Below are 25,031 nucleotides of genomic sequence, written 5' to 3'. Positions count from 1 at the left end.
TTTGGATCAGCGAATGTGGCCGGTGGCTTTGAGCGCAGCGGTGTACTTCTGGGCGTCCGCTCCCGGCCCGTAGTTGAAAACCGCCTCAGCGTCGAGACCGCGCTGCTGCCACTGCTTGCGCAGGGCCTCGAGGTCGAAGACCATGTCGACTGTCGGGGGGTGGCCCGGCGGCACGTATTCGGTCTCGAGTTGGGTTGCGCAGCCGGGACAGTAGAACTCGAGGATCCGGCAGTACGTCGGATCCGGGGAGAAGGTGAACTCGTAGCGCTCCGGATCGATGATCGGCTGGTGGATCTCCCGCGGATCACGGTCGTAGACCAGGGTTCCCGGCTTGTAGTTGCCTCCTGCGTCACCGAGGTCCCGTTCGCACACCCGACACACCCAGCGTTCGGTGTCCAGGTCGATCAGCAGGTATTCGGTCATCGGGACTCGCATGATTGCTTCCTTTCTGCCCGTACGGCAGGTCAGTGGGTATCGGTCAGGATCAGGTCGCCGTTGGAGGTGACGTCGAACCGCCACCCGGAGAGCACACGGGCGGTGAAGAACGGCCCCTCGACGATCGCCGGCCCGACCGCGCGGGCGCCCGGCGCCTGATCGGCGAGGCGGTACACGCTCACCTCGTCGACGCGGTCGGCGGCCGAACGCACCGGTCGGACCCCGTCGGAGACCGCGTCGACGGGTTCGACCGCGCTGTCCCCGATCAGAGCCGGGTGGGGCAGGGCAGCGACAACATCGAGCCGCAGCGACAGTTGGACGGCGCCGGCGTCCACCGGATCCCCGCGCCGGTAGGGGCGGGTCGCAACGGTGTCACCTGTTGGAGTCTCCTCCGCGAGCACCCATTCGACGGTGCAGTCGGAGAGCTGGTACCCCTCCTGGAACATGTCCCGCTCGGCCCGCACGATTAAGTCGTCGTAGGTGGCCGCAGCAGATTCGGCTGTCGCGCCGGGCACACCGACCGCGTAGGACTTGCCGACATCGGAGAAGCTGATCCCGAAGGCCGAGAACACCGCCGCCAGGCGCGGGATCAGGACGCGTTTGACGCCGGCGAGCCGTGCCGCCCCACACGCGCTCATCGGCCCGGCACCGCCGAACGCGGCCAGCGTGGTGTCCTCACGGACAAGGGCGGTGATGGCCGACGCCATCGTCTCGAAATAGGCGGTCTCCATCCGCAGTAGCGCCTCTTCGACGCTGATTCCGAGCGGATCTGCGACTGTCTCGGTGATTGCCGCCCGAGCCCGGTCGGCGTCGAGATGCAACTGGCCGTCGAGATAGGTCCCCGGGTCGAGAACTCCGAGCAGCAGGTTGACGTCGGTGATGGTGGCTTCGGTGCCACCGAGTCCGAAACAGGCTGGTCCGGGCGCCGCGCCAACCGAACGCGGTCCCACGGTAAGCCGGCCATCGGTGACCCCGATGATCGAGCTACCGCCTACGCCGACCGAAACCACGTTGCTCATCGGAAACGAGATCGGCACATTGCCAATCGCGCCGCGCTCGTCGGTCGCGATTGCGCCCCCGGTCACCGAACCGACGTCGGTGGTGGTGCCGCCGACATCCATCATCAGCACGTGGGTCAATCCGTAACTGTTGGCCAGCGCCTGGGTGCCCTCCAGCCCGCCGCGCGGACCGGAAGAGTACGTCTTCAGCGCGACGGATTTGGACACCCTCGACGAGGCGCCGTCGTTGCGGTACACCAGCAGCGGGTTGGTGACCTTGTGCTCACGCAGTCGGTGCTGAGTTTGGTAGAGGAACCGTTCCATCACCGGATGCAGGAAGGAGTTCAGGATGCTCGACCACGTGCGCCGGTCGCGACGACGGTCGCCGACGAGTTCCCAGCTGTAGAGCAGCGGCACCGAGCCGAGCAGGTGCCGGGGGAACTTGCGCAGCAACATATTTCGCAAGATTTGTTCAGATTCCCGGGATTCACCGACCACGACGATGCGTGCTGCGCCGTCGGTGGTGAGTTGGTTCACCTTCTGCACCACGTCGAAGGCGAGGTCTTCCGCCGACATAGTGAGGTCGACTACGGCGACCCGAGTGCCGATCAGATCATCGAAAAGGGCTTCGGCCTCGGCACCGACACGCAAGTCGTCGACGATGGTGGGGTCTTCGACCACGATCCCGATCGGCGGCCCTTTGCGCTCCACCAATGCGTTGGTGCCCTGCGTCGTCGAGTAACGGATGTGCTGGGTCTGGTGCAGCAGCCGGACCAGGTCCTTTTCTCCGTAGAGCGTGGCCGACGCCTTCTCGATACCGTCGAAGAGACACTGGGATAGATCGAATGGGGTGGTCAGTGTCTTGGTGAACGAGAAGCCTTGCCCGTCCCAGACGCAAATATCAGTGAGCGTGCCACCGTTGTCGATGTTGATGAGGTGATTCATGGCCCTCCCATGGGTCCCTGTCGGCGGAGTTGATTCCCGGGTCGTCGTCCGTCAGCTCGGGCTTTCGCCGCCTCGGAGTCGGATGGACTGACCGTGCAAACGACTGTGACGGATGTCTCAAGGGTCAGCGGTGTCCCAAAAGTCGGACAGTTGAGTCCGGCCACATTGCTGCAAGAATGTGATGACCACCACTGCCAGGAAGGTTTCTCATGCCCGACTCGGCCAACCGGCGATTGGAGATCGCGGCCGCGCGTGCGGCATTCCTCAGTTCCGGCGCCGAGGCAACCAACGGAGTCCCCGACCACATCGCCGCGTCATGGCGCCGCAGCGCGTCCGCGGGAGTGGGCAACACTGCACTGGTTCCGCAATATCACGACGACTTGGACGTGGCGTCGCGGCTGGTCCGGTGCGCCACCCCGGTGATCACCCGGCTCATCGACGAGACGGCGGATCTGGCACTCAGTGTGGCGCTGACCGATAACCGGGCCCGGATCCTGAGCCGCACCGACACTTCGCGAACCATTGGGTTGTTGCTGGACAACGTCTCGCTGAACAGTGGATTTGGTTACGCCGAGACCGACACTGGGACCAACGGCATCGGCACGGTGTTGGAATCCGGGCAAGCGGTCCACATCCGGGGCCCCGAGCACTACGCGGACGCATTGCAGATTTTCGCCTGCGCGGGCGCACCGATTCGCGATCCGATCACTGGACGCATCGAGGGTGTCCTCGATATGTCCAGCCTGGCAGACCATTCGAGCCCGCTCATGCACTCGTTGGTCCGCTCGGCCGCGCGGCACATCGAACGCGAACTGCTGGTCGACCACAGCCAGTGCCAGCAGGCTCTTTTCGACACATATCTGCGCACCGACGCGCGTTCGCGCTTGGCGGTGATGGCCGTCGGCGACAGTATGGTCACGATGAATGCCCAGGCCCAGCGGCTCCTTGATGCCGCCGACCAGATGGCGTTGCAGGAGCACGCGCGGTTCCTGATGGCCCGCCACGACGAGGTAGACGATCAAGTGGAGATGCCTTCGGGCATCACGGTGCGCATGCGCGGAAGCCGGATCATGGTGGGCAATGACACCGCCGGGATGGTGCTGGTGATCGACGACGTGTCGGCGCCACGGGCCGCGAAACCACGCCACCCGCCATCGGATGGCGGTGTTCTTCCAACACCGACAGGAGGTCCCAGGTCGTGCATCGGCAACCTGGGCGGCCGCCCGGCGGAGGCAAGCTCGCCTGTCGACGTGAACAGGACAGCGTCGTGGCGGGCGGCGGCCGCGCGTATCGAGGCGGGACTGCGCGAACGACAGCCCCTACTGGTGATGGGCGAAGCGGGGAGCGGCAAGTTCACCCTGCTGACTGAGGTCTTCCATGCCCTGCAGAAGGGGGGCCGCAGCATCAGTTTCGATGCCGCCGACATCGCGGCCACTGCCTACGATCCGGCGGCCTCGCTGGCGGAAAGCAGCGTGCCCACCATCTATATCTTTCGCAATATCGACACGCTGTGCACCGAGGGCGTCGAGCGGCTCAGTGCCTTTATGCTCGCCGCCCTGGACACTGAACTGCCTGTCTCCGTCGCCGCCACCGTGTCCGAAAGCCTGGACTCCGGGCTGCCTTTCAACGAATTGCTGCCATACTTCCAGACCTCGGTCATCGTGCCTCCAGTGCGGCACCGGACAGCCGACCTGGCCGCGATCACCACCCGGGTACTCAGGGACATGGCTCCGCACCGGGAGGTACGAGTCTCGGCCGACGCGATGCGACTTATCGAGCGGTACACCTGGCCCCGCAACATCTGCCAACTCCAAGAGGCTCTCGCCAGCGCGCTCAAGAAGCGACCGGTCGGCGTGATCGAAGAGAACGATCTGCCCGGCTACTGCCACACCACCGCACGACGCGCGCTCTCACCGCTTGAGCAGGCCGACCGCGATGCCGTCATCGCGGCGTTGAGAGATGCCGACGGCAATCGAGTGCACGCAGCCCGCGCACTAGGACTGGCGCGTTCGTCGCTCTATCGGCGGCTCAAGCAGTACGGCATCACGACGGTGTGAGGTGACTGCGTCGCGACTTGCGGCGTCGCAGTGGATCCCGTCGACCGCACCGATGGTTCCGCAAGCGACTACCCCTAATTGACCTGTGCCACCACGAAAATCCGGCGGAACGGGAAGAACGTCCGGCCGTCCGGCCGCGCCGGGTAAGCCTCGGCAAGCAGCGGGACCAACTGGTGGCGGTATTGCTGGAAGTCCTCGGGTGACAGCCGGCTCTTGACCGATGTCAGAGCCGTGCCGCTGATCCAGTCGAGCACCGGTGTCTCACCGGTCAACTCGTGGATATAGGTGGTCTCCCAGGCGTCGACAGTGCACCCGGCGTCGGTCAAGATCTCCGCATACCGCTGGGGTGTCTGCACGATCGTCCCGTCGCGAAACGGCATATCCCGCAACGGGTTCGCGAACGGGGCCCGCCGCGCCACCTCCTTGACGGCCAGATGCGACGGCGCGTCGAAGTTGCCGGGGACCTGGAACGCGATCCACGAGCCTGAGGCGAGTTCTCGGGCCCAGCGGACCAGCAGCTCGACGTGCCCGGGGATCCACTGCAGCACCGCATTGGCCAGCACCACGTCGGTGTCGGGTTTAGGCGTCCACGCACTGACATCACCGACGACGGCGTCGACCCCGCGCTCACGGGCCGCCTCGACCATCTCCGGTGAGCTGTCCACCGCCTCCATCGTCGCGTCGGGCCAACGCTTACTCAGACTCAGCGTGAGGTTGCCGGGGCCACAACCAAGGTCCACCACGCGGCGCGGCCGAACGGCATTGACCCGGGCCAGCAGATCGTAAAAGGGTCGACCGCGATGATCGGCGAAGGCCAGGTAGACGTCAGGGTCCCAGGGAATCGGCATGGTGACATCATCTATGACCGATGAACGAATCTGAGTCGGTCCATCAGATCTGGACCTCCCTTGGCCTGCCCGGCATCGTCGACGTGCACACCCATTTCATGCCGAAGTCGGTGATGGACAAGGTGTGGCAATACTTCGACTCCGCGGGTCCGCTGGTGGGGCGGGAATGGCCGATCACCTACCGCACCGACGAAGCCGACCGCCTCACCACCCTGCGCGAGTTCGGCGTGCAAGCGTTCACCTCACTGGTCTATCCGCACAAGCCGCAGATGGCCGCGTGGCTCAACCAGTGGGCTGCGCAGTTCGCGGCGGCCACCCCGGACTGCCTGCACACCGCGACGTTCTATCCCGAACCCGGCGCCGACGACTACGTCAAAAGTGCCATCGACGGCGGCACCCGGATCTTCAAGGCCCACATCCAGGTCGGCAACTACGACCCGAACGACCCACTGCTCGACGATGTCTGGGGCACGATCGAGGATGCCCGCACCTCCGTCGTCATCCACTGCGGCTCCGGCCCGGCGCCCGGCCAGTTCACCGGGCCCGACCGCATCCACGCCCTGCTACGCCGGTACCCACGACTGGTCCTGATCATCGCCCACATGGGCATGCCGGAATACGCGGAGTTCCTCGACCTCTGCGAACAGCACCCCGGCGTCCGACTGGACACCACCATGGTGTTCACCCCGTTCGCCGACGAGACGATGCCATTCCCCCGCGCCGAGACGGCGCGACTGCGTGACCTCGGCGACCGCATCCTGTTCGGCAGCGATTTCCCGAACATCCCCTACGGCTACGCCACCGCCATGACCGCGTTGACCAGCATCGACGAGGTCGATGACGACTGGCTGCGCGGAGTTTTCCACCACAACGGCGCCCGGTTGTTCGGCCTCACTCCCAGTTAGTTCGCAGCTTGCGGGCAGGCCGCGCGTCAGGCGCGTCGTACATGGTGATGCCCGTGACTGCCATCGCCGACAGCCCCGCAGCGCGGCCGGCTGCCTCCGCCGAGCAGCCCATCGACCCCACCGCACCACACTGGCCGCGGTTTGCGCTCGCCGCCCTGCTGGCTGTCACCGCGCTTCTCTATCTGTGGGCCTTGTCGACCAACGGGTACGGCAACGCTTTCTACGCTGCCGCTTCGCAGTCCGGCGCACAGAGCTGGTCGGCGTGGTTCTTCGGTTCCCTGGACCCGAACAACTTCGTCACCGTCGACAAGCCACCCGCGGCGACGTGGGTGAGCGGGCTGTCCGTACGGCTGTTCGGGATGAACTCGTGGTCGGTCCTGGCCCCGCAGGCATTGATCGGCGTCGCGACCGTCGGCGTCCTCTACGCCGCGGTCCGGCGGGTGGTGGCCGATCCGCAGCTCGGTCCGGCCGCGGGCCTGCTGGCCGGCGCGGCGTGCGCGCTGACGCCGGTATCGGTGCTGATCTTTCGCTACAACAATCCGGACGCCCTGATGGTGCTGCTGATCACCATCGGCGCCTACTGCGTGGCGCGCGCGGTGCAGACGGCATCGTGGCGCTGGCTTGCTCTGGTCGGCGTGGCGCTGGGGTTCGCCTTCCTCACCAAGATGCTCGAGGGCCTGCTGGTGCTGCCGGCGTTTGCCTGTGCCTACCTGCTGTTTGCGCCGACGCTGTGGTGGAAACGGTTGACTCACTTGGTTTTCGCGGGCCTAACGCTGATCGTCGCCGCCGGGTGGTGGGTGTTGACGGTGCAGCTGTGGCCGACGGACGCCCGGCCCTACATCAGCAATTCCGGCGACAACAGTGTGCTGAACCTGGCCCTGGGCTACAACGGTGTCAACCGCCTCATCGGCGGCAAACGGCACGGGACCGCTGTCCCACCCCAGACCCCGACCCCGGCCAGCGAGGTGGCACCACCGGTCGCACCCGCACACCACAGCGCCTCCGGCAGCCAATCGGGCCTGCATCGGCTCTTCGTCGCCGAAATGGGCAACGAGATCTCGTGGCTGCTCCCAGTGGCCCTGTTCGCCTTGTGTTTCGGCGTCTACCTGGGCGTACGTCACCTGCTGAGCCGCGACGAGAAAGCGGCACTGGTCACCTGGGGCGGCTGGCTTGTGTTGTGCGGCGTGGTGTTCAGCTACATGGACGGCATGGTCCACCCGTACTACACGGTGGCGATGACGCCGGCGGTCGGCGCTCTGATCGGTCTCGGCGGCGTGTGGGCGTGGCGGCGGCGCACCAACTGGGACGGCCGGGCGGCGATGGCCGCGATGATCGCCATCAGTGCCGCCTGGGGTGTGCTGATGCTCCACCGCGCGGATCTCGGATCGATATCGCTGCGGTGGGGCATCGGAGTCGTGGCCGCCGCCGGGATCGCCGCGGTGGTCGCCGCGTCGCCCCGGTGGCCGCGTCTGCTGCCCGTGGCCGCCATCGCGGGTCTGCTGGCCGGCTTCGGTGGCACCGCGGCATTCGCGATCGCGACCGCGGCAACCCCGCACGACGGCGCGATCCCGAGCGCCGTGCACACCGGCACGATGTGGCCGACCGTCGGGAATCGCTTCGGATCGCCGGTCCTTCGGCTGGGGGATCTGCAGACGAACATCGCCCTCGGCGAGGCGTTGCGGGGCACCAGCACTCGCTGGTCAGCTGCGGTGATCGGGTCACAGTCGGCATCGGCCCTGGAAGTCACCTCGGGTACGGCGGTGATGGCTATCGGCGGCTGGAGCGACGACCCGGTGCCGACGCTGGACCAGTTCATCGACGATGTTCGCGCCGGCCAGATCACCTACTTCGTCGACAGCGGGCGCGGCCACGCGATGGCACCGTACGGGCGGGCGATCGCAGAGTGGGTGGTCGCGCACTATCCGGTCGCCAACATCGGCGGCACCAAGGTGTATCACCTCGTCTGAGTTCGGCCGGCGGCTAGCATCGCGATCGTGGCCGCACCTGTCGATGCACCTGCCCTCGTTCCCGATATCCCCGGCGGCGACGCCGATTCCCGCGGTCTGCCGTCCCGCTCCGAGCTGACCGCAGGACAGCGCGCCATCGTCGACGCGTCAGTGGTGGCCGATATCGGCCTGCGCACCGCAGTGGCGTCCCTGGTGGGAGTTGCGATGTTGCCCCCGGTAATCGCCGCCACCCTGCGCCGCAGCGAGCTCAAGGCCGAACGCGACAACCTGGCGTTCTACGCCGATCTCGCAGCCCGCCAGGACAGCACGGCGTCGTTTCCGGCCCCGACCGTGGCCCCCGCGGTCTCGGCGCGGGCCGCCAACCCGCTGGCCAACTGGATGGCCCACGGCCACGTCGAACACCTCCGCTTCACCAGCAGCTTCGAACCGGTCAATCCCGCGATGCGGCTCCGGTGGCAGCGCCTCGAACGCAACAACGTTGTGCACGCCCAGCATTGGCGCCACGACGAGGACGGGCCGCGGCCCACACTGTGCGTGATCCACGGCTTCCTCGGCTCCGCCTACATGTTCAACGGGCTGTTCTTCTCGCTGCCTTGGTTCTTCCGCTCGGGCTACGACATCGTCCTGTACACGCTGCCGTTCCACGGTCGTCGCGCGGAGAAGTATTCGCCGTTCAGCGGTTACGGCTGTTTCGCCAACGGCATGGCGGGGTTCGCCGAATCCATGGCGCAGGCCGTGCATGATTTCCGATCGGTATTGGATTATCTGGAGTACACCGGTGTCGGGCGAATTGCCCTGACCGGTATGTCCCTGGGCGGGTACACCTCGTCGCTGATCGCCTCTGCCGACGACCGGCTGGCCGCCGTCATCCCCAATGTTCCGCTGGTGACGCCTGAATCGGCCTTCGACGACTGGTTCCCGGCGAACAAGCTGGTGACATTGGGGCGCAAGGCAGGCGGGGTCAGCAAGGTTGAGTCGGCTGCGGCCTCGTCGTACCACTCACCGCTGAATTACGCGCCGCGCGTGCCGAAGGATCGGCGGCTCATCATCACCGGACTCGGTGACCGGTTGGCCCCACCGCAGCAGGCCGAAGCCCTCTGGGAGCACTGGGACCGCTGTGCTTTGCACTGGTTTCCCGGCAATCACGTCCTGCATGTGAGCCAGCCGGAATACCTGCGCCGGATGACCAGGTTCCTGCGGACGTTCATGTTCTGACCGGAATCCGGCTAGCCGGCCATCTCAGTCCAGCCACCGACTGCCACGAAACTGTCGGCGCGACAACGTAACCGGTGGATAGTGGATGCAGTGCTGCCAGCGCCGTGCGGTGCGCGCCATGTTGAGCAATCAGGCCCGGTACCGGCGGCGCGGCGGGAAGGTCGTCCGAGCGCACAGCACAGGCCACCGAAACCAGTACCTCATCGCCGGAACCGCTGAACTGCAGCACAGTCCACACTTCGGAAACCGGGTCGGACCACAGTTGCGCCAGGGTGTCCGGCTGTGCCGGCGCAGCGTAGGCGGCGATGTAGCCGTGGGCGCCGTCCTGCACACCTCGCCACCGCTCGGTGACCTGCGGCCCGAGCAGATCGGGGATGTCGACATCGGTGGTGCTGATGGCCCAACCCAATTCACGGAGGTGATCGGCCAGCCTACGGGCGGCGATCTCGGCGGTTTCCCGTAGCGGGATGTCGGCCGACCGTGCTTGCAGCGCAGCCAGATTCGCGGCCGCGGAGACGGTCAGTCCGATCCAGGTGCTCCGCCCGACGGGGGTATCCCGGCTGGTGACGCGCACGGTCTCACAGCGGATGCCATAGCGATCGAGGTATTCCGCGATCAGCGGCAACGGCAGCTCGCCGTCCCGGTCATGCAACACCCGCAGTACCGCGGTCGTCCGTGCATCGGCTGCCGAGCGGTCGACCAGTGTGTGTGCGCCCGGTTCGCGGCCGGCCCGCCCGGCCAGCAGACTCAGCCGCCGGCGCGCGATGCTCGTCACGGGCAGACCACGCCACCAGCTGAGTAGCACGACCACCACGCCGATAGCGATCCCCAGGATCCAGCGCTCGTTGGTGGCCCGCCACGGGTAGGCCATGGCCGCCGGCACAACGGCTAACAGCACCAGTGTGATTCGGCCCGATCCTGGCAGGACGATCCGCCCTCGACTCACTGATCCTGTTCCTTTCGACGGTGCGCGGCGAACGCGGTGGCACCGACAACCAGCAGCAGGGCCGCCGCTCCGGCGAACGCGACGGTGCGCGAGGTGTGGTTCTCTGCAGCCGGTAGTGCCGGCGCGGCAATGTGTTTAGCCGGCACGGGGCCGGTGGGGCCGACGTCGGGCAGTTGCCAGGTCAGCGCCGCCACCGGATCGACGCTGCCCGCCCCGATGACGTTCGACGGGGCCTGTGCGCCGCGATGTGCGGTCGCGGTGAGGCGGTCGATCACCTGTGCCGCGGTGAGGTCCGGGAACCGGCTGCGGACCAGCGCGGCCGCTCCGGAGACATAGGCCGCCGCGTAACTGGTCCCGCTGAGGCTGGTCAGCTCGCCACGGCCACCGGGCATACCGTTGGCCAGTCCCCCGCCGTCGCCGTTGCTCAGGGAGACGACGTTCTCACCGGGCGCCGCGATCCCCAGCCACGGTCCGGCCATCGTGAATGCCGACGGCTGACCGGTTGAACTCGTCGAGCCAACCGACAGCACATAGGGCTGCCACCATGACGGCGACGAGACCGACGTGACCCCAGCCCAGTCACGCGGATCCCCGGGGCTGCCGGATCCGTTGAGCGGATTGGATTCACAGGCGGCGCCACCGGACAGCCCCGACGGGGCGGCATTGCCCGCGGCCGCGACGATCACCACGTCCTTGTCCACCGCCGCGTAACGCAGCGCTGCGCCGAGCGCCGCCTGGTCGACGGTGTTGTCGGCAGGCAGGCACGTCACGGTCGAGATGTTGATGACACTGGCACCCTGATCGGCGGCGTGCACGACAGCCCGGGCCAGTGAGGCGGTGTCGATGGCGGCCCGGGCCAGTGCGGGATCCTCGGTCGGAGTGCGGGGCGCGAAGGCCGATGAGGTCTGCCGGATCGCGAGCACCCGCGCGCCGGGCGCCACCCCGGAGAACGCATCGTCACCAGGCTGCCCCGCAATGATGCCGGCGATCAGCGTCCCGTGGCCGTCGCAGTCGGTGAGTCCGTCGGTGTTGGCCACATAGTCGCCGCCGGGTTCGACGTTCGGCAGCCGCGGACCGCGGCGCACCCCGGTGTCGATCACGGCGACCGTCTGCCCCTCACCGCGTGAAAAGCGCCATGCATCAGACAGATTCAGCATGGTCTGCGCTGGTGCCGCGCCAGCCCCGGGCATGTCGAGGGTGCCGGGTAATACGCCTGTCGTGACACATTCGGTCCGCTGCGTCATCGGCACTGCGGGCCCGGTACTGCCCGACGGCGGCGCCGCCGACTCCTCTACGACCGGTGGGCTGATGGCCCACGCAGACGGGCTGGCCAGCAGCATCACCGTGAGACCGGCTGCCGCCACCCGTACGACGGGTTTCATCGATTGATCACCCAGGTGAAGATCCCGACGAGATAGGCCATCACCGGGATCAGCGAGGCGTCGACAGCCGAGGAGATGAAACCCACCAGCCTGCGCATCGGTAGCGAGTAGCTCTCCGGCGACGCCAGCCGCGGGTTGGTCGCGACGACGACCCAGGCCAGCACCAAGATGGCCAGCACGGCCAGGGTCACCGATGCCACCACGTAGCGGTGTTGGGTGGCGAAGACGACCACCAGAGCGAGCGCGACGAGATACGGCTCGGCTAGCAGCCACGCCTTGCACGCGGCGGTGTCCCAAACGCGGGCGCGCAGCACGGCAGCTGCCGAGATGGCGATGACCAGGTACCAGCCCCATCCACCGGGCGCCTCCGGACGGCCGGCAACGAGGAGCGAGCCGAGGACCGCCAGCAGCACCGAGCCGGCGATGAAACCTGTCTGATGGGCGTTGCTGACTCGCACGCGCCTCGGTAGATCCTCGAGGACCTGCAACGACGGTGCCGACGGGGCCGGGTCACCCGGCGCGGGAATGACGGGGAGAGGAAAACGGGCCCACAGTGCCGAGAGTTGCGCAGCCTGGATGGTGACCAGCAGTGACAGCACGACCAGGCCGCAACCCAGGGTCACCAGCGGCAGCTGCCAGACCGACGCTGCGGCTGCGGCCAGCAGGACACCCGCACCGACCACTGTGGCAGCGGTGAAGAAGGACAGCTCGTGTTCGAAGCCGTCCCGGCCCAGGATCAGGCAGATCAGCGACCAGGCGGTGACCCCGGCGGCGGCGAGCAGCACCTGCGCGGCCCCGACGCCACCGGGGATCGCGAGCACGAATGCGGCGGCGATCGGCGCCAGCGCGACGATCGACACTTCGCCGGCGGGACGTAACGCCCTGGCCCGCAACAGCAGCGCCGCCACGACCGTGGCCGCGGCCAGCGCGCTGACGACGTAAAGACCAGCCGCCGCGCCGGTGACCACACTGTGCGCGGCCGCCAGGCCCGTCACAGCCGCGACGAGCGCCACCACGCCGGTGCGGGCGATCGCCTGGATGTGTCGGGTGCCCCACGGTTTCGTGCGTGACTCGGAGAAGATGACCGCAGCGTCGGCGATGTCCTCGACGATGCCCGGGGCTGCCGGTCCCACCGGCACTGCCTGCAGTGCAAGCAGATCCCCGTCGACGACTCCGACAGTGTCCAAACTGGCGTCAAGGCTGAACGGCGCTCCACCGATCGGGGCGAGGCTCAGCCGCTGCGCGCCGCCGGTGCTCCGGTCATCCCAGTCGGCGGAGTCGTCGTCGCCGGTCTGCAGCAGGCGGCGCACCGCGGGCAGGATCTCGCGCAGCGGTAGTTCGGCGGGCAGCGCGACTTCCGTCATCCGGCTGTCGGCGACTATCGCCACCCGCACGATCGGCAGCAGCACAGTCGTCCCCGATGACCCCGTGGGTTCTGTCATAGTTCGGTTCTTCTCTTTCGTTCTTGAGCTCAGTTACTGCGGGTGGTGAAGTCACGGGAGAGTTGGGCGGCCGGAAACCATTGCCCCTCAGGCAGAGTCGCGGTCAGATTGTCGAGGGCCAGGGCGATCGCGAAGGGTGTTCCAGGCGCGAAGGTCGACACCCATTCGCCGTCGAACGCTCGGGCCGGGCTGACGAGCACTCGGCCTTCGACGGTGTCGACGACGGCGATACCGACCTCAGTGGTGGTGGAGGTGCCAGCGTGGCGCTGGCCGGCAACGACTTCCACGTACGTACGTGGACCGGAGAAGACCGATTCCACCACGGGCCTGGCGGAGCTGGGGATGCCGAGGTAGTCGAGCACCCCGGCGAGATCGGCTCCTCCGCGCAGTTGTTCGTCCGCCCGCGCGCCAACTTTGGCGGGCATCGCGAACTCGGCGAAGCGGGCGGGTGCCCGCGCCGAGAGTCCGGCCGCCAGAACGGGCACCAGTGCGGACGAATCATCGATGTCCATCGCCGTGAAGGTGACCAGCTGCGCACTGCGCATCGCGACGACAGTCCGCACACCACGGCGGGCCACGAAACCGCGCAGCATCGATGCGTCGTCCGGGGCGGAGCCGGAACTGACTTTGACATAACGCAATTCGAGCCAGCGGTCCGGATAACACACCGCCTTGATCCACCCGGCGACCTCGGCGTCGATCCGCCCGGTGTCGGCGGCGACGACCCCGAGTTGGGCCAGTTCACCGATCTGTCTGGCGGTGAACGCCGCCCGTTCGGAGACCTCTTGGTAGGGCGGGGTGATGGCCAGCACCCAGGGAAAAGAGCCGGCCCCCACCGCATCCGCGATGTACCACGCCGCGTCGACCGTCAGCTCGACGGCGTTAGCCACGGCAGTACCGGACTAGCCCCACTTGGCGCCTTGGGCCTGATCCCGCGCGAGCATCGACATGGTGTTCGTCTCGTGCGTACCGGCCATGGCGCGATAGGCGCGGACCAGATCCTCCATCGCCTGGTTCCACTGCGCCTGCCAGGCCTGGTAGGTGATCGAGGTATCGCCGGCCCACGCGTTGGACAGCGCGGCCTGTTCGCTGGCGATATCCGCACCGACGGCCTGCAACACACCGGCGAAGCCGGACATCTCACCCGCATGGCCGAGCATCGCCGGGTAGTTGTACATGATCTGCGACATGGTGATTCGTTCCTTTCAGCTCGTTCAGTGACTGCCGTAGGTGCTGGCCGCTGCCGCGTCCTGGGCGACGTAGGTGGCGCCGGCGTCACCGAGATTGGCCTGGGCGACGTCGAGCAACATGTTGACCCGTGCCGCGATATCCACGAAGCGGGCGTGCGCGGACTGGAAGGCGGCAGACGATTCGCCGACGTGGAATCCCTGCGCCGACATCGCGGCCTGCTCGGCTTGCCCGATGGTGCTGCGCATGAGGGCCGCCTTGGTACCGAACGCCGCCTCCGAGGCGATGATCTGCGGAATGTGTGCGTCGAGAAGACTCATCCTATTGTTCTCCAATCATTGTTGGCTTCAGTGATTTTCGGTGCTAGGGACGCTCAGGTGTTTCCCCCTCCCCGGCCGGCGCAGCGCCCCAGCTACCGGGCAACATCGGAGCTGTCGGGCCGCTACCGAAAGCGTCCGCGGCCAGAGTGGTCAGCCCGGCAGTGTCGGCGGTTCGGGTCCTGCCCGCGGTCCCGGCGAAACCACCGGCCTGCCCGAGGCTGCCTCCGCCCTGCTGCGAGGCCTGGGTCGTGGCCGGTCCTTCGGTCGACCTTTCCGTGCGCGGCGCCTCCGGTCGGCCGTTCATCGTCATGTACTCGTCGCGGAACCCACGCCCCTTGATCGACACGCCGCGACGCCGGAGGGCCCGTGCCTTCGCAACGGCCGAGGCCAGGGCGACTGCCGCCGCTGCCGCGGCGATACCCGAGGCGGGCGCTTTGGCGGCGTTACCGCCACCGACCGTTGGGCCGAACCGCTCGTCCGGATCGAGACCGGGAATGGCGTAGGTGACCGCGACGGGCGGGGCGGCGGCTGCAGGTGCGGCCACCGCGGGTGCTGCGGGGACGGCGGGGGCGGCACTGCCGGCCAGCGCGGCCGTCGGCGCTGTCGGAACGGCCGGCGCGATGCCGGCCACCGGCCAGCTGCTCTGATCCCGCCCAGGAATCGTGGTGTCCGGCATGGCAACGGGCCCGGGCGGAACCAGGGCAAGCAGCCCCAGCATGGCCAACGAGGTGGCGGCCAGCAAGGGAATCAGGAACGGCGACGAGAGGATCAGCCCCCACGTCGTCCAGCCGAGGGGCTGGAAGATCACCTGGTAGACGAGCGCGGAGATCAACGGCCCCCACGCCACCCAGAAGCCCGACGGGTTGGTGAACAGGTCGGTGAGCATCTGCTCGATCGTCTCGACGGGATTTGTCAGGAAGTCCCAGATCATGTCGCCGCCGGGGAACGATCTGATGTACTGCTCAAGCCAGTCGGCGATCGGGTTGCCCATCGCCTGGCCGGCTTCCGCGGCCTGCGCCTGCGCGGCGGTCCCGGTTGCATCGGCCGCCGCGTCACCCGCCTCACCGACGCCGGGCACCAGCACGGTCGGCGCTGGGCTCATCCTGGGCGCCGACACCAACGCGGTCCCGGCAACGGCCTGATAACCGCTCATCACCGCCGCAGCCTGCATCCACATCCTGGCGTAGTCCGCTTCGTTCACCGCGATCGGAATCGTGTTGATGCCGAAGAAGTTCGTGCCGAGCAACACCCCGTGCACGACGTGGTTGGCGGCCAACTCGCCCAGCGTCGGCATGGTTGCCAGCGCCGCGCAGTAGGCGGCAGCTGCTGTCTCCTGTCGGGCGGCCACCGCGGCGCCGTCGATGCTCGTCTGCGTCAGCCAGCCCAGATACGGCGCGTGCGCGGCCGCATACTGCTCAGCGCTCGGGCCCTGCCAGGATCCTTGCGCCGACCCGAGCAGAGCCGCCAACTCGGCTGCCGCACTGGAGTATTCGGCACTCAACGCACTCCATGCAGCTGCCGACGCCAACAACGCCCCGGGCCCAGGGCCGCTGCTGAGCAGGGCCGAGTGCACCTCCGGAGGTGCGGCGAACCAGACCGGGGCGGTCATCGGCCGCCGCGGGCCATCAGGTAAGTCATGGCAGCCTGCGCGTCACCGGTGGCGTAGCTGGTGGCGGATTCGCCCGTGCCGACGCCGGAGCGGCCGAGTTCTTCGATGCCCTGCGCGGCGACAGTGCTGTACTCGCTGCCTTGGGCGCTGAATCCCGCTGCGGTCTGCAGTGATACCGCGTCAGCCCCCGGCGGGATCACTGCGGTGATCAGCGGCGCGGCGGCGGCGTGGGCGGCGGCGAGCCTGGCTGTCAGAGCCTCGACGGCCGCGCTGGTGGCTGCCAGTCCCTCGGGTACGACTCGAAGCGTCATGACGGGTATTCCCTTCCTGTTTCCCTGCGTGGCGAGCCGCTGTGCTGCGCGACTCGTGGGTGGACGAGCTGAAGGTGGGTGGCCGAATCGCTGTCATCGAGCAGCACCGCACGTCCGGCCGGCAGCCGCGCAAATCGGTGACCGCGAATCTTGCCGCCGTCCTGCGGGTTGCCCGAGAGCATGAGGGTCGACGCCTGCAGGTCGTTCATCCGTCGCAGTAACGGATTGGTCATCAAGGCATGCCCGGAACCGGTAGCCCGGCCGGTGACGATCACGCGCAGACCGAGGTCGGCCGCCTGGGAGAGCAATCCGATCACCGGTGTCCACGGCCGCTGCCCGACGTAAGGTCCGCTCAGGGCCGGGCTGTCCGGGATCTGGTCGACGTCGTCGATCAGCAGGTAATGGATATGCCCCGAATAGCTCCAGCCGGACAGTTCGCGGGCCGACATCCCGATCGGCGGGCGGCGCCCCTCGATGATGGCCGACAGACCCAACATCGCCGGAACCACCCGGTCGATGTTCGCGGTGAATTCGTTGTCGGGGAACAGCGGCTCCTCGACAAGGTGCAGCCTGCGATCCAGCACGGTGAACGCCACCTGATCGGCCGTCGAGTTCTCCCGAATGGTCCGGATGAGATGACGCAGCAGGGTGGTCTTTCCCGACTTCGTGTCGCCGAGGACCATCAGCAGCGGTTGTTCGGCGAAGTCGAGCGCCACCGCGGCGAGATCGTCCTCACGCTGGCCGATCACCACCTGCTCCTGGCCGCGGTAGAGCGGGGCCACCTCGCCAGGATCGAGATCGGTGGGCAACAACCGCACCCCGGCCGCGTGAGCGCCCGGATATCGGGCGTTGATCGCGGCGATCTGGTCGAGTTGTGGTGCGGCGAAAAGAAAATGCTCGGCGGCCATGGTCAGGCCGCGACCGGGCTGCTCGAACGGGACGCTCTCCGCCGGCCGGTGCAGCGCGCCGGCCACCCGGACATTGCTGTCCCGCGGATCGGCCAATCGCAGCTCCAGCCGCAGGCCGAGCCCGTCACGCATGGCCAGCGGGACCTCGAGCCAGTTCGGGGTGGTGATGACGACGTGGATGCCGTACGCCAGCCCGACGTTCACCAGTTCGGTCACCTTGGCCAGCAACGGATTACGGGTGTTGAACTGGTCGGTGTTGTCGCGACTGAACGCGTAGAGGTTGTCGATGACCAAAAAGACCCGGGAGACGGGCCCGCCACCATGCCCCGCCTGCTGGCGCGCCAGCAGCAACGCCTCGAGCTCACCGAAGGTCCGCCGTATCCGCTCACCCTCCAGTGGCGACGCGATACTGCCGACATGCGTCAGCGATTCCAGATCACGCAGCTTCCCGCCGCCATAGTCCAGGCAGTAGAACGACACTTCGTCGGGCGAGTGCAGGGCGGCGGCAGACAGGATGAAGGTCTGCAACGCCGTGGTCTTGCCTGATTTGGGTCCGCCGTGGATCAGCAGGTTGCCCGCCGCGGACATCGCATCGAAGACCAAGGGATCCCGGCGCATCTCGAAGGGCCGGTCGATCTCGCCGAGCGGCCAGCGCAGCATCCCCGCGGGAACCCCGGCGGTGGCGAGCACCGACGTCAACGGGATCGGCTCGTCCAGCGGCGGCAGCCACAGCGGCGGTGCGTACGGGCCGTAGGCGGCGAGTTGATCACCGATGGTTGCAATCAACTTCCTGGGCGGCCCGACCGACTCGTCGTCATGATCGGGCAGCACGACGAGGTCCTGGTCGACGTCGACCGCCGCGGCGGTGAACAGCCTGGGTTCCGGGACCATCGGCACCACATACGATTTCAGCGCACGCGGCGGATCGTAGATCCCGTCGACGTAGGTGCTGCGGAACTTGACCGGATCCGCTCCCGGTGCGGGCACCAGGAAGCCGACGCCCTTGTGCTCTTTACCCGATTCGATGTGGTAAGCATCCTCGACGCCGATGATCTGACGTGACACGGCCGGGCTGGCCACCTTCAGACCGATCCGGTAGGAGGTGTTCTTGTCGATGTCCTTGATCTTGCCGACATCCAGCGTCTGCGATGCGAACAGGATATGGATACGGAACGAGCGGCCCTTGCGGGCAACGTAATCGAAGAGTTCGGCATATTCGGGATGGTCGGCCAGCATCAGCGTGAACTCGTCGGCGACAACGAAGAGCGTCGGTAGCGGCGGGAGGTCGGCGGTGCCCGGCGCACCGGAATCGCGAGCCGCCTCGTACTCGGTCACCGAATTGAAAGCGCTGCCCTGGATACGCCGCCCGGACTCGCGCAGCAGCGTCTCGCGCCGGGCCACCTCGCCACGCAGGGTGTCGGCGAATCGATCGGCCAGCGACTTCTTCTCGGCCATGTTGGAGATCACCGCGACGACCTGGGGGAAGTGGCGGAAGATATCCGCACCGGCCTCCCCCTTGAAGTCGGCGTAGATCACGATCAGACGCTCCGCCGAGTGAGTGGTCAACAGCGCCAACAGAATCGACATCAGCGTCTGGGACTTACCCGATCCCGTCATGCCGATCATCAGGCCGTGCGGGCCCATCCCGCCTTCGGCCTCGTCCTTGAGATCGAAGTACAGCGGCTCCCCCGTGGTGGTCACGCCGATCGGGACCCGCAGTTCGTCCTCCCGGCGCCGGGGCGCCCACAGTGTGGGGACGTCGAGTTCGGAGGCGTCGGCGATATCCAGCAGCGTGGTGAACGTCGCGCCTCTGGTCGCCGCGGAGCGGAGACCGGCGTGGGTGGGGTTGGAATCCCAGCGCGACAGCAGCCGGGCCAGATGTGCGGCCTCGTCGGTCGTCATGGTGTCGGCGTGGTCGACATAGGGCCGCCAACCGCCGGTGAGCCAGCGTTCGACGGTGCCGTCGGCGACCCGCAGGATCGGCCGCTCCGGGTCCGGGTATTGCTCTCGGTGCGGGGGTGTATCCGAGAGGTGCACCACCGTGACGCCGGCCAGTCCGACGGACAGCACCGAGCTGTTCAGGTCGTATCCGGGGTCGTCGACGAGGATCACCAGATGGCGCAGCGACTGGTCGGCGGCGCCGTCATAACCTCCGAAGAGTGCACGGCCCGCGAGGACCGGGCCGATCTTCGCGATCAGCTCGTCGGTATTGGCGGCAAGGTAACGAGCCGGGCCCAGGCTGTCGATCTCGCCGGGAATGTCCACGTGCGGTAGCCATTTCAGCCATGACCAGTCTGCCGACTCCAGGTGCGGGCTGGCCAGCGCGACGCCGAGGACCGACGGGTCATGCCAGCTGACGGCCTGCGCCAGCCAGGCCCGCACCGCAGCCCGCGCCTGTTCGCGAGAGTCGCCGAGCACCGTGATACGCGAGACCTTCGTCAGGTCGATTCCGGTCGGGGCATCGCGGACCGTGCGCTGCGTGTCGAGCAGTCCACGAAGGGTGCTGTGCGACACCGGTTCCAGATCGATTTCGTCGGCGCTGTCCTTGACCCGCAGAGTGGTCTCCAACGCAACGTCGTGCAGACCTGTGCGCACCACCAAGAAGTCCGAGTCGTGGGGATCACGCTCCCACTGCCGACGATGTCCGCGGACACCGAGGATCCCCGCCAGCGCAGCAGGGTTGGGATGCGACCATTCGAGCGCAACCCGCTGTGCGGTGGCCTGAGCCCGCACGTTGTCACGGACCACCGAGAGGTAGCGCAGGTAGTCGGCTCGCTCGGCGTCGACCTCTTCGGTGCGCATCTTGTTGTCGGTGCCTCGGTAGAGCGCGGTGGCGGCCAACAACAGCACGAAGGGGAAGAACAGCGTCTGCGGCGACACCAGCCGCATTCCGGTGGCGACCAGCGCGATGATCATCCCGACGATCAGGATGACGATCAGATAGGGCAGCGCGCGCCGAAGCAGCGACGGCGGCACGACGCGGGGCAACTCAGGGGGTGCCTCGATGGTGATCGTGCCCTGCCGCGACCGGGGGCGCGGCAGTCGGCGACGGGCCTCGAAGATCAGCCTGCTCATCGGTTCTCCGTCCCGGCATAAGCCGTCAACGCGTCGGCCTTCGACAGCGCAGTCCCCGGCGAGAACAGGGAGAGCACGGACCACGGCACTGGGGTCGCCGGCTGGGTCAACCCCAGTGCGGCAACGGTTTTGTCGATGTCATCGGGATTCGAGCCCGCTTCGATGCCATACCTGACACCGGTGTCGGCCACCCAGAACAGCGAGCCGGCAGCCGGCGACGCCGGCTCCTGACCGACCGTCTGCACGAAGTATCCCGAACCGGGTGCGAGCGCGACCCGGGCGGCAGAGCCACCCTGTCCGCCGCCGACGAGGTCGACCGTGTGCACTCCGTCAGCCAGCGGCAGCGCCGAGCCGGACAGTAGCGACAACGAACTCGTGGCGGCATCAACGGGTTTCGTCCATCGCGCGCAGGTGACCGGAGCGGCCTGCGCGTCGACCAGCGTGAGTCGCTGCGCCGGATACGCGGCAGTGTCGATGACCCGCGAAACCGGCATCCTGGCGATATCGTCGGCACCCAGGCGCGGCGGCTGACTCAGGCCGTAGGAATCGGTATTGCGCAGTATCGCCGCGAGCACCGGGGAGACGGGCTGCAGACCGTCGGGCAGAACCGCGTAGTAGAGCAGCGCGTCGTCGGCCCCGTAGGCGACGACCACAGCCCCGACCGGAGCCGGCACCGGCAGCGGGAACTGCGGCGGCGTGCCCGCTGCCGGGATCGGCGGCATGGCCAGCGGCGCGCTCTCCGGGATCGCGTTGAACAAGCCGGCCGAGATCGGTTGAGCGGCAGAAATATCCACTCCGAATCCCAATGCGGAAGTGACTGCCCGATCGGCCAGATCGATGGCGCTGCGGCGCCCGTCCCACAACAGCCAACTGGCCGGCCCGTTGTTCACCAGGACAGCGTTGCCCTCGGAGAGGTTCGCGGCACGCTCGCCACCGACGGCGGGGGCACCGGCGATGACGGTCACGCCCTGCGGCGCGGCACCGGTTCCGTCGCAGACGGTCCAGTCGGCGTCGCGCGATGCGCTCTGCACCATCCGCTCGGGCGCGCCAGGGATACCGATCACGTTGCCCCGCGGAAACTTGTCCAGCTCTGAGCTCTTCACCTGAACCGGATTGACGGCCTTGCCGACGATCAGGCGGGCGGAAGTCAGGTTGAGTACGGGATGTAGTTCCTCGTTGACCCGGACATACAGGGCGGCGGTGTCCCGGTCGGCGAGAACCGCGTTGTCACCGGCGACGCCGTTGGGCCGGATCAGCGAGAACACGAAACAGCCGATGACTCCGGTGATCAGGATGAGCACGCCCATCAGCACGGCCCGCGACTGGGATCGCAGCGGGTCGACCAGCATCCGGGTGTCGTGCAGCGCCACGCCGGACGCGATGCGGCGCATGACGAATCGCCATCCCGTCACCTGATGGCGGGTGACGAAACCACGCCGGTAGGTCACCCGGTCGGGATTCGCATTGGCCGGGGTGCGGGCCGTGAACGAGCGGCGGTCGTCATCGCCGGAGGTGTCGTCGCTCATGCGGGCACCGTCAATCCCAGCCCACGCAGCAGAGGTACCACCGAGGTCCGGACGTCGGTGGCGGTGATGGTCATCAGGTCCTCGTCGGTGAAGATGTCATCGCCGGCCTGGACCGAGTTCTCCCGGTGATCGAGCCGGAACTCGCGCTCCTCTTCGGAGCGCTCGACAACGTTGCGGACAAACCGGCCGTTACCGGCGATATCGAGACTGCGCCGGTCGACACCGGCGGCATCGGCGCTCGACGAGGCCGCCAACTGCCCGAACAGCGCCTGCAGATCATCAAGAGCGGCCTGCTCGAAGACACTGTCCCGTTGCCCCGCCATAGCATTGGCGATCTCAACCAACTCAGCAGCGGTGTAGGACGGGAAGTCGATGCTGCGAGTGAAACGCGACCGCAAACCCTCGTTGGTATCGAGGAACCGGTCCAGATCAGCACGATAACCGGCGATGATGACCACCAGCCGGTCGCGGTCGTTCTCCATCCGCGCCAACAACGTGTCGATGGCCACCAACCCGAAATCGTTCTTGGCACCAGTGGCCACCAAGGCGTACGCCTCATCCAAAAACAACACCCCGTCAAGGGCACTGTCGATGATGGCGTTGGTCTTCGCCTCCGTCTCACCGATGTGCTGACCGATCAGATCAGCCCGATGCACCTCCTTGACATTCTCCTTCTTCAACAACCCCAGCCCGCAATAAATCTTCGCCACAACCCGCGCAATGGTCGTCTTACCGGTCCCGGGCGGACCCGCGAACACCAAATGATGTGAACGCTGCGCCACCGCAAGACCGCGCTCCTGGCGCAACAACGCCATCGCCACCGAACTCTTCAGCCGCGACACCTGATCCTTGACCTCATCGAGCCCGATGAACTCACCCAATTGCTCCTCGGCCTCGGCGAGCAACACCGCCTTACGCTCATGAGCACCCGGATCAACGAAATCGGCTTCACTGGGCTCGGTCTCGACGTCCCACGGGTCAGAACGCGCATCGATACGCGCCGCAGAAGAAATGACGATGCCATACGACGGATCCGACAGCGCCCGCTCGATCTGCTCGTTCTCCGGGTTCGCAGCGTAGAGGTCCTGCAGGGTCTCGGCGGCGGTCTCCTCGTCGCCGTGCGCACGCAGCGCCAGCGCCTTGGTGAAGGCACCGTCGGTGGCGGCGATCGCCACCGGTCCGCTCGGATCTTCCAGATAGGACAACGCGGGTGCGAACATCCCGAGCCGGGCCAGCGCCGTGCCGAGGGCGATCCTGGCGGCGTGTGCGAAGAGCTCGTCGAGGCTGTCGTCGTTGACGATCGGGGTGAGCAGCTTGACGACATCCGACCAGCGCTGCGCCCGGTAGTTCACTGCCACCGCGACCCATCGGGACTGCAGCGACGTCACACCGGGGAGTAAGACAGCGGCCTCGGCGTACCGGCCGGCCGCGGCCAGCGCCGCGGCATAGGCCAGCGGGAAATCGGCGGGACGGGTCGCGCGGAACTGCAGGTACAACCCGGCGTCGTACTGGAAGCCAAGGGATTCCGGGGCCAGTTCGACCTGGCGCTGCAACACGCCTGCGGTGGCGGCGGTGTCGGACACAGCGTGCAGGACGCGAAGAGAGGTGTCACCGGCTGCGGCCAATCCGGTCCAGGCGTCGCACTGGTCGTGCGCGACCCGGGTGAGCGCACCGAATCCCGATCGCGCAGCAACCAGATCGGCGGGGCGGCGACGATCGTAAACCGACAGACCCAGCGCTCTACAGCACGTCGCGAACCGACTGACGACGTCGCCGTCCACCCGGCCTGGCGTCCGCGCGCCGGCCTGCACCGCGAGGGTGTCACTACCGATATCCATGGGCAATGTGAGCGGGCGCAGCATGGCGCGGCTCCCGCCGTCTCCTTCAGTTAGATATGCCTACGCTAACTTCAAAAAGTTAGCATCGCATAACCTAACAGTCGAGATCGTCGAACGGTGGCGTCCGGGTCGCCGAACTAGGCTTTTACTGCACTGACCAGAGTGTTGGACCGGATCATCTGAGTAGCTTCGGAATCTGAGGGCGGGAGCGCGCGCCCCATCTGCGTGAGATAGTCAGCCAGCGGGGTCGCCTTCGCGGTCCAGCCGCGCTCGCCGAACCAGTCATCAGCACGGGCGTACTGCTGGTTGTAGATGAGCCCGAAGAAGATGTCGTCACTGCCCTCGGCGCGTTCGCGGGCTTTGAGGAACTCAAATGCCTGATCTGGCATCGGCTCGCCCTCCTCGATACCCACATGGCTGCCCGAGCAGGCGAGCGAGTTGATTCCAGCAAACAATTCTCCCTGCGCGGAGGCGGGTAGGTAGATCAGCAGCCCCTCGGCGAGGAACGCCGCCGGTGTGGTCCGATCGAAGCCGGCATCGAGCAGGGCTCGGACCCAGTCGTCGCGTAGGTCGACGGCGACCTCGCGGCGCTGCGCCGTCGGGTGGTCACCACGATCGGCGAGCACCCGGCCCTTGAAGTCGAGGACTCGCGGCAGATCCAGCTCGAAAACCACGGTGCCCTTGGGCCACGGCAGCCGGTAGGCGCGGGAATCCAGCCCGGCCGCCAGCAGGACGACCTGACGCACACCGCTATCGGCGGCCCGGACGAAGTAATTGTCGAAGTAGCGGGTTCTGGCGCCCTGGAAATCGACGAAATGGCTGCCCCATTCGGTGCGCAGCCTGTTCTCGGGCGCTTTGCCGTCGACGATGTCGGCCCACCTGCCGCCGACCGCCCGACAGAACACCTCGGCATAGGGATCGACAGCCAGCGGATCCGGCTTCCGCGCCTCAAGAGCACGGGCGGCGGCGACGAACAATGCCGTCGAGCCAACGCTTGTGGTGATGTCCCAGCTGTCGTCGTCGGTACGCATCCCGCCGAGGCTACTGCGTGTAGCTGCGGTGCCACGAGCCTCGCACACATGAACCGGTCAAGCGGGAGACACCGACCACTCACAC

19 protein-coding genes are annotated in these 25,031 nt (G+C 67.2%); 4 read left to right on the top strand and 15 right to left on the bottom strand.

What is annotated here, in order from left to right:
• Positions 1-6 precede the first annotated feature (6 nt).
• Positions 7-435, bottom strand: coding sequence for an acetone carboxylase subunit gamma (locus tag H7J73_RS20090; protein ID WP_264069384.1), 429 nt, complete (start codon positions 433-435; stop codon positions 7-9).
• A gap of 29 nt (positions 436-464) precedes the next feature.
• Positions 465-2,378, bottom strand: a complete 1,914-nt coding sequence (locus H7J73_RS20085; protein WP_264069383.1) for a hydantoinase/oxoprolinase family protein — start codon at positions 2,376-2,378, stop codon at positions 465-467.
• A gap of 209 nt (positions 2,379-2,587) precedes the next feature.
• On the opposite strand from H7J73_RS20085, the gene H7J73_RS20080 reads away from it, so the two are divergent.
• Positions 2,588-4,435 carry a sigma-54-dependent Fis family transcriptional regulator gene (locus H7J73_RS20080; RefSeq protein WP_264069382.1) on the top strand — a complete coding sequence of 616 codons (1,848 nt, stop codon included), beginning with the start codon at positions 2,588-2,590 and terminating at the stop codon, positions 4,433-4,435.
• A gap of 74 nt (positions 4,436-4,509) precedes the next feature.
• Here the strand turns inward: H7J73_RS20080 and H7J73_RS20075 are convergent, their stop codons facing one another.
• Entirely contained in the window at positions 4,510-5,283 is a 774-nt protein-coding gene (locus H7J73_RS20075; RefSeq protein WP_264069381.1) for a trans-aconitate 2-methyltransferase, read from the bottom strand.
• A gap of 20 nt (positions 5,284-5,303) precedes the next feature.
• On the opposite strand from H7J73_RS20075, the gene H7J73_RS20070 reads away from it, so the two are divergent.
• Genes H7J73_RS20070 through H7J73_RS20060 form a run of 3 tightly spaced genes read left to right on the top strand, consistent with a single transcriptional unit; the run spans position 5,304 to position 9,370 of the window.
• The gene (locus H7J73_RS20070) at positions 5,304-6,188 is read left to right on the top strand and encodes an amidohydrolase family protein (protein WP_264069380.1); all 885 of its coding nucleotides are present in this window, start codon (positions 5,304-5,306) and stop codon (positions 6,186-6,188) included.
• Between the two features lie 47 nt (positions 6,189-6,235).
• Entirely contained in the window at positions 6,236-8,155 is a 1,920-nt protein-coding gene (locus H7J73_RS20065) for an ArnT family glycosyltransferase (RefSeq protein ID WP_435405542.1), read from the top strand.
• Positions 8,156-8,182: 27 nt separating this feature from the next.
• The gene (locus H7J73_RS20060; protein WP_435405540.1) at positions 8,183-9,370 is read left to right on the top strand and encodes an alpha/beta hydrolase family protein; all 1,188 of its coding nucleotides are present in this window, start codon (positions 8,183-8,185) and stop codon (positions 9,368-9,370) included.
• Here H7J73_RS20060 and eccE read toward each other — a convergent pair.
• From eccE to H7J73_RS20000, 12 genes are all read right to left on the bottom strand, one after another.
• Positions 9,360-10,316 carry a type VII secretion protein EccE gene (eccE, locus tag H7J73_RS20055; RefSeq protein WP_264069378.1) on the bottom strand — a complete coding sequence of 319 codons (957 nt, stop codon included), beginning with the start codon at positions 10,314-10,316 and terminating at the stop codon, positions 9,360-9,362. The genes H7J73_RS20060 and eccE overlap by 11 nt on opposite strands.
• Positions 10,313-11,698 (bottom strand): type VII secretion-associated serine protease mycosin, encoded by a 1,386-nt coding sequence (mycP, locus tag H7J73_RS20050; protein ID WP_264069376.1) that lies wholly within the window; start codon positions 11,696-11,698, stop codon positions 10,313-10,315. The genes eccE and mycP overlap by 4 nt, the downstream gene beginning before the upstream one ends.
• Positions 11,695-13,140 (bottom strand): type VII secretion integral membrane protein EccD, encoded by a 1,446-nt coding sequence (gene eccD, locus H7J73_RS20045; protein ID WP_264069375.1) that lies wholly within the window; start codon positions 13,138-13,140, stop codon positions 11,695-11,697. Before eccD ends, mycP begins: the two co-directional genes overlap by 4 nt.
• A 29-nt stretch (positions 13,141-13,169) precedes the next feature.
• The gene (locus H7J73_RS20040; RefSeq protein ID WP_264069373.1) at positions 13,170-14,030 is read right to left on the bottom strand and encodes an ESX secretion-associated protein EspG; all 861 of its coding nucleotides are present in this window, start codon (positions 14,028-14,030) and stop codon (positions 13,170-13,172) included.
• A gap of 12 nt (positions 14,031-14,042) precedes the next feature.
• On the bottom strand, positions 14,043-14,330 hold the full coding sequence (locus H7J73_RS20035) for a WXG100 family type VII secretion target (RefSeq protein WP_264069372.1): 288 nt from the start codon (positions 14,328-14,330) through the stop codon (positions 14,043-14,045).
• A 24-nt stretch (positions 14,331-14,354) separates the two neighbouring features.
• A complete protein-coding gene (locus H7J73_RS20030; protein ID WP_264069371.1) occupies positions 14,355-14,648 on the bottom strand; it encodes a type VII secretion protein EsxS in 294 nt (97 codons plus the stop codon).
• A 43-nt stretch (positions 14,649-14,691) separates the two neighbouring features.
• Positions 14,692-16,257 carry a PPE family protein gene (locus tag H7J73_RS20025; protein WP_264069370.1) on the bottom strand — a complete coding sequence of 522 codons (1,566 nt, stop codon included), beginning with the start codon at positions 16,255-16,257 and terminating at the stop codon, positions 14,692-14,694.
• Positions 16,254-16,568, bottom strand: coding sequence for a PE family protein (locus tag H7J73_RS20020; RefSeq protein WP_264069369.1), 315 nt, complete (start codon positions 16,566-16,568; stop codon positions 16,254-16,256). Before H7J73_RS20020 ends, H7J73_RS20025 begins: the two co-directional genes overlap by 4 nt.
• Positions 16,565-20,551, bottom strand: a complete 3,987-nt coding sequence (eccCa, locus tag H7J73_RS20015) for a type VII secretion protein EccCa (protein WP_264069368.1) — start codon at positions 20,549-20,551, stop codon at positions 16,565-16,567. Before eccCa ends, H7J73_RS20020 begins: the two co-directional genes overlap by 4 nt.
• A complete protein-coding gene (gene eccB / locus H7J73_RS20010) occupies positions 20,548-22,077 on the bottom strand; it encodes a type VII secretion protein EccB (RefSeq protein ID WP_264069367.1) in 1,530 nt (509 codons plus the stop codon). The genes eccCa and eccB overlap by 4 nt, the downstream gene beginning before the upstream one ends.
• A complete protein-coding gene (gene eccA, locus H7J73_RS20005; RefSeq protein ID WP_264069472.1) occupies positions 22,074-23,915 on the bottom strand; it encodes a type VII secretion AAA-ATPase EccA in 1,842 nt (613 codons plus the stop codon). The genes eccB and eccA overlap by 4 nt, the downstream gene beginning before the upstream one ends.
• Before the next feature lie 137 nt (positions 23,916-24,052).
• A complete protein-coding gene (locus H7J73_RS20000) occupies positions 24,053-24,946 on the bottom strand; it encodes a class I SAM-dependent methyltransferase (protein WP_264069366.1) in 894 nt (297 codons plus the stop codon).
• Positions 24,947-25,031: the final 85 nt, after the last annotated feature.

It is taken from the genome of Mycolicibacterium komossense, assembly GCF_025822605.1.
GTDB lineage: Bacteria > Actinomycetota > Actinomycetes > Mycobacteriales > Mycobacteriaceae > Mycobacterium > Mycobacterium komossense.
This window is presented reverse-complemented; position numbering and strand designations above follow the sequence as displayed.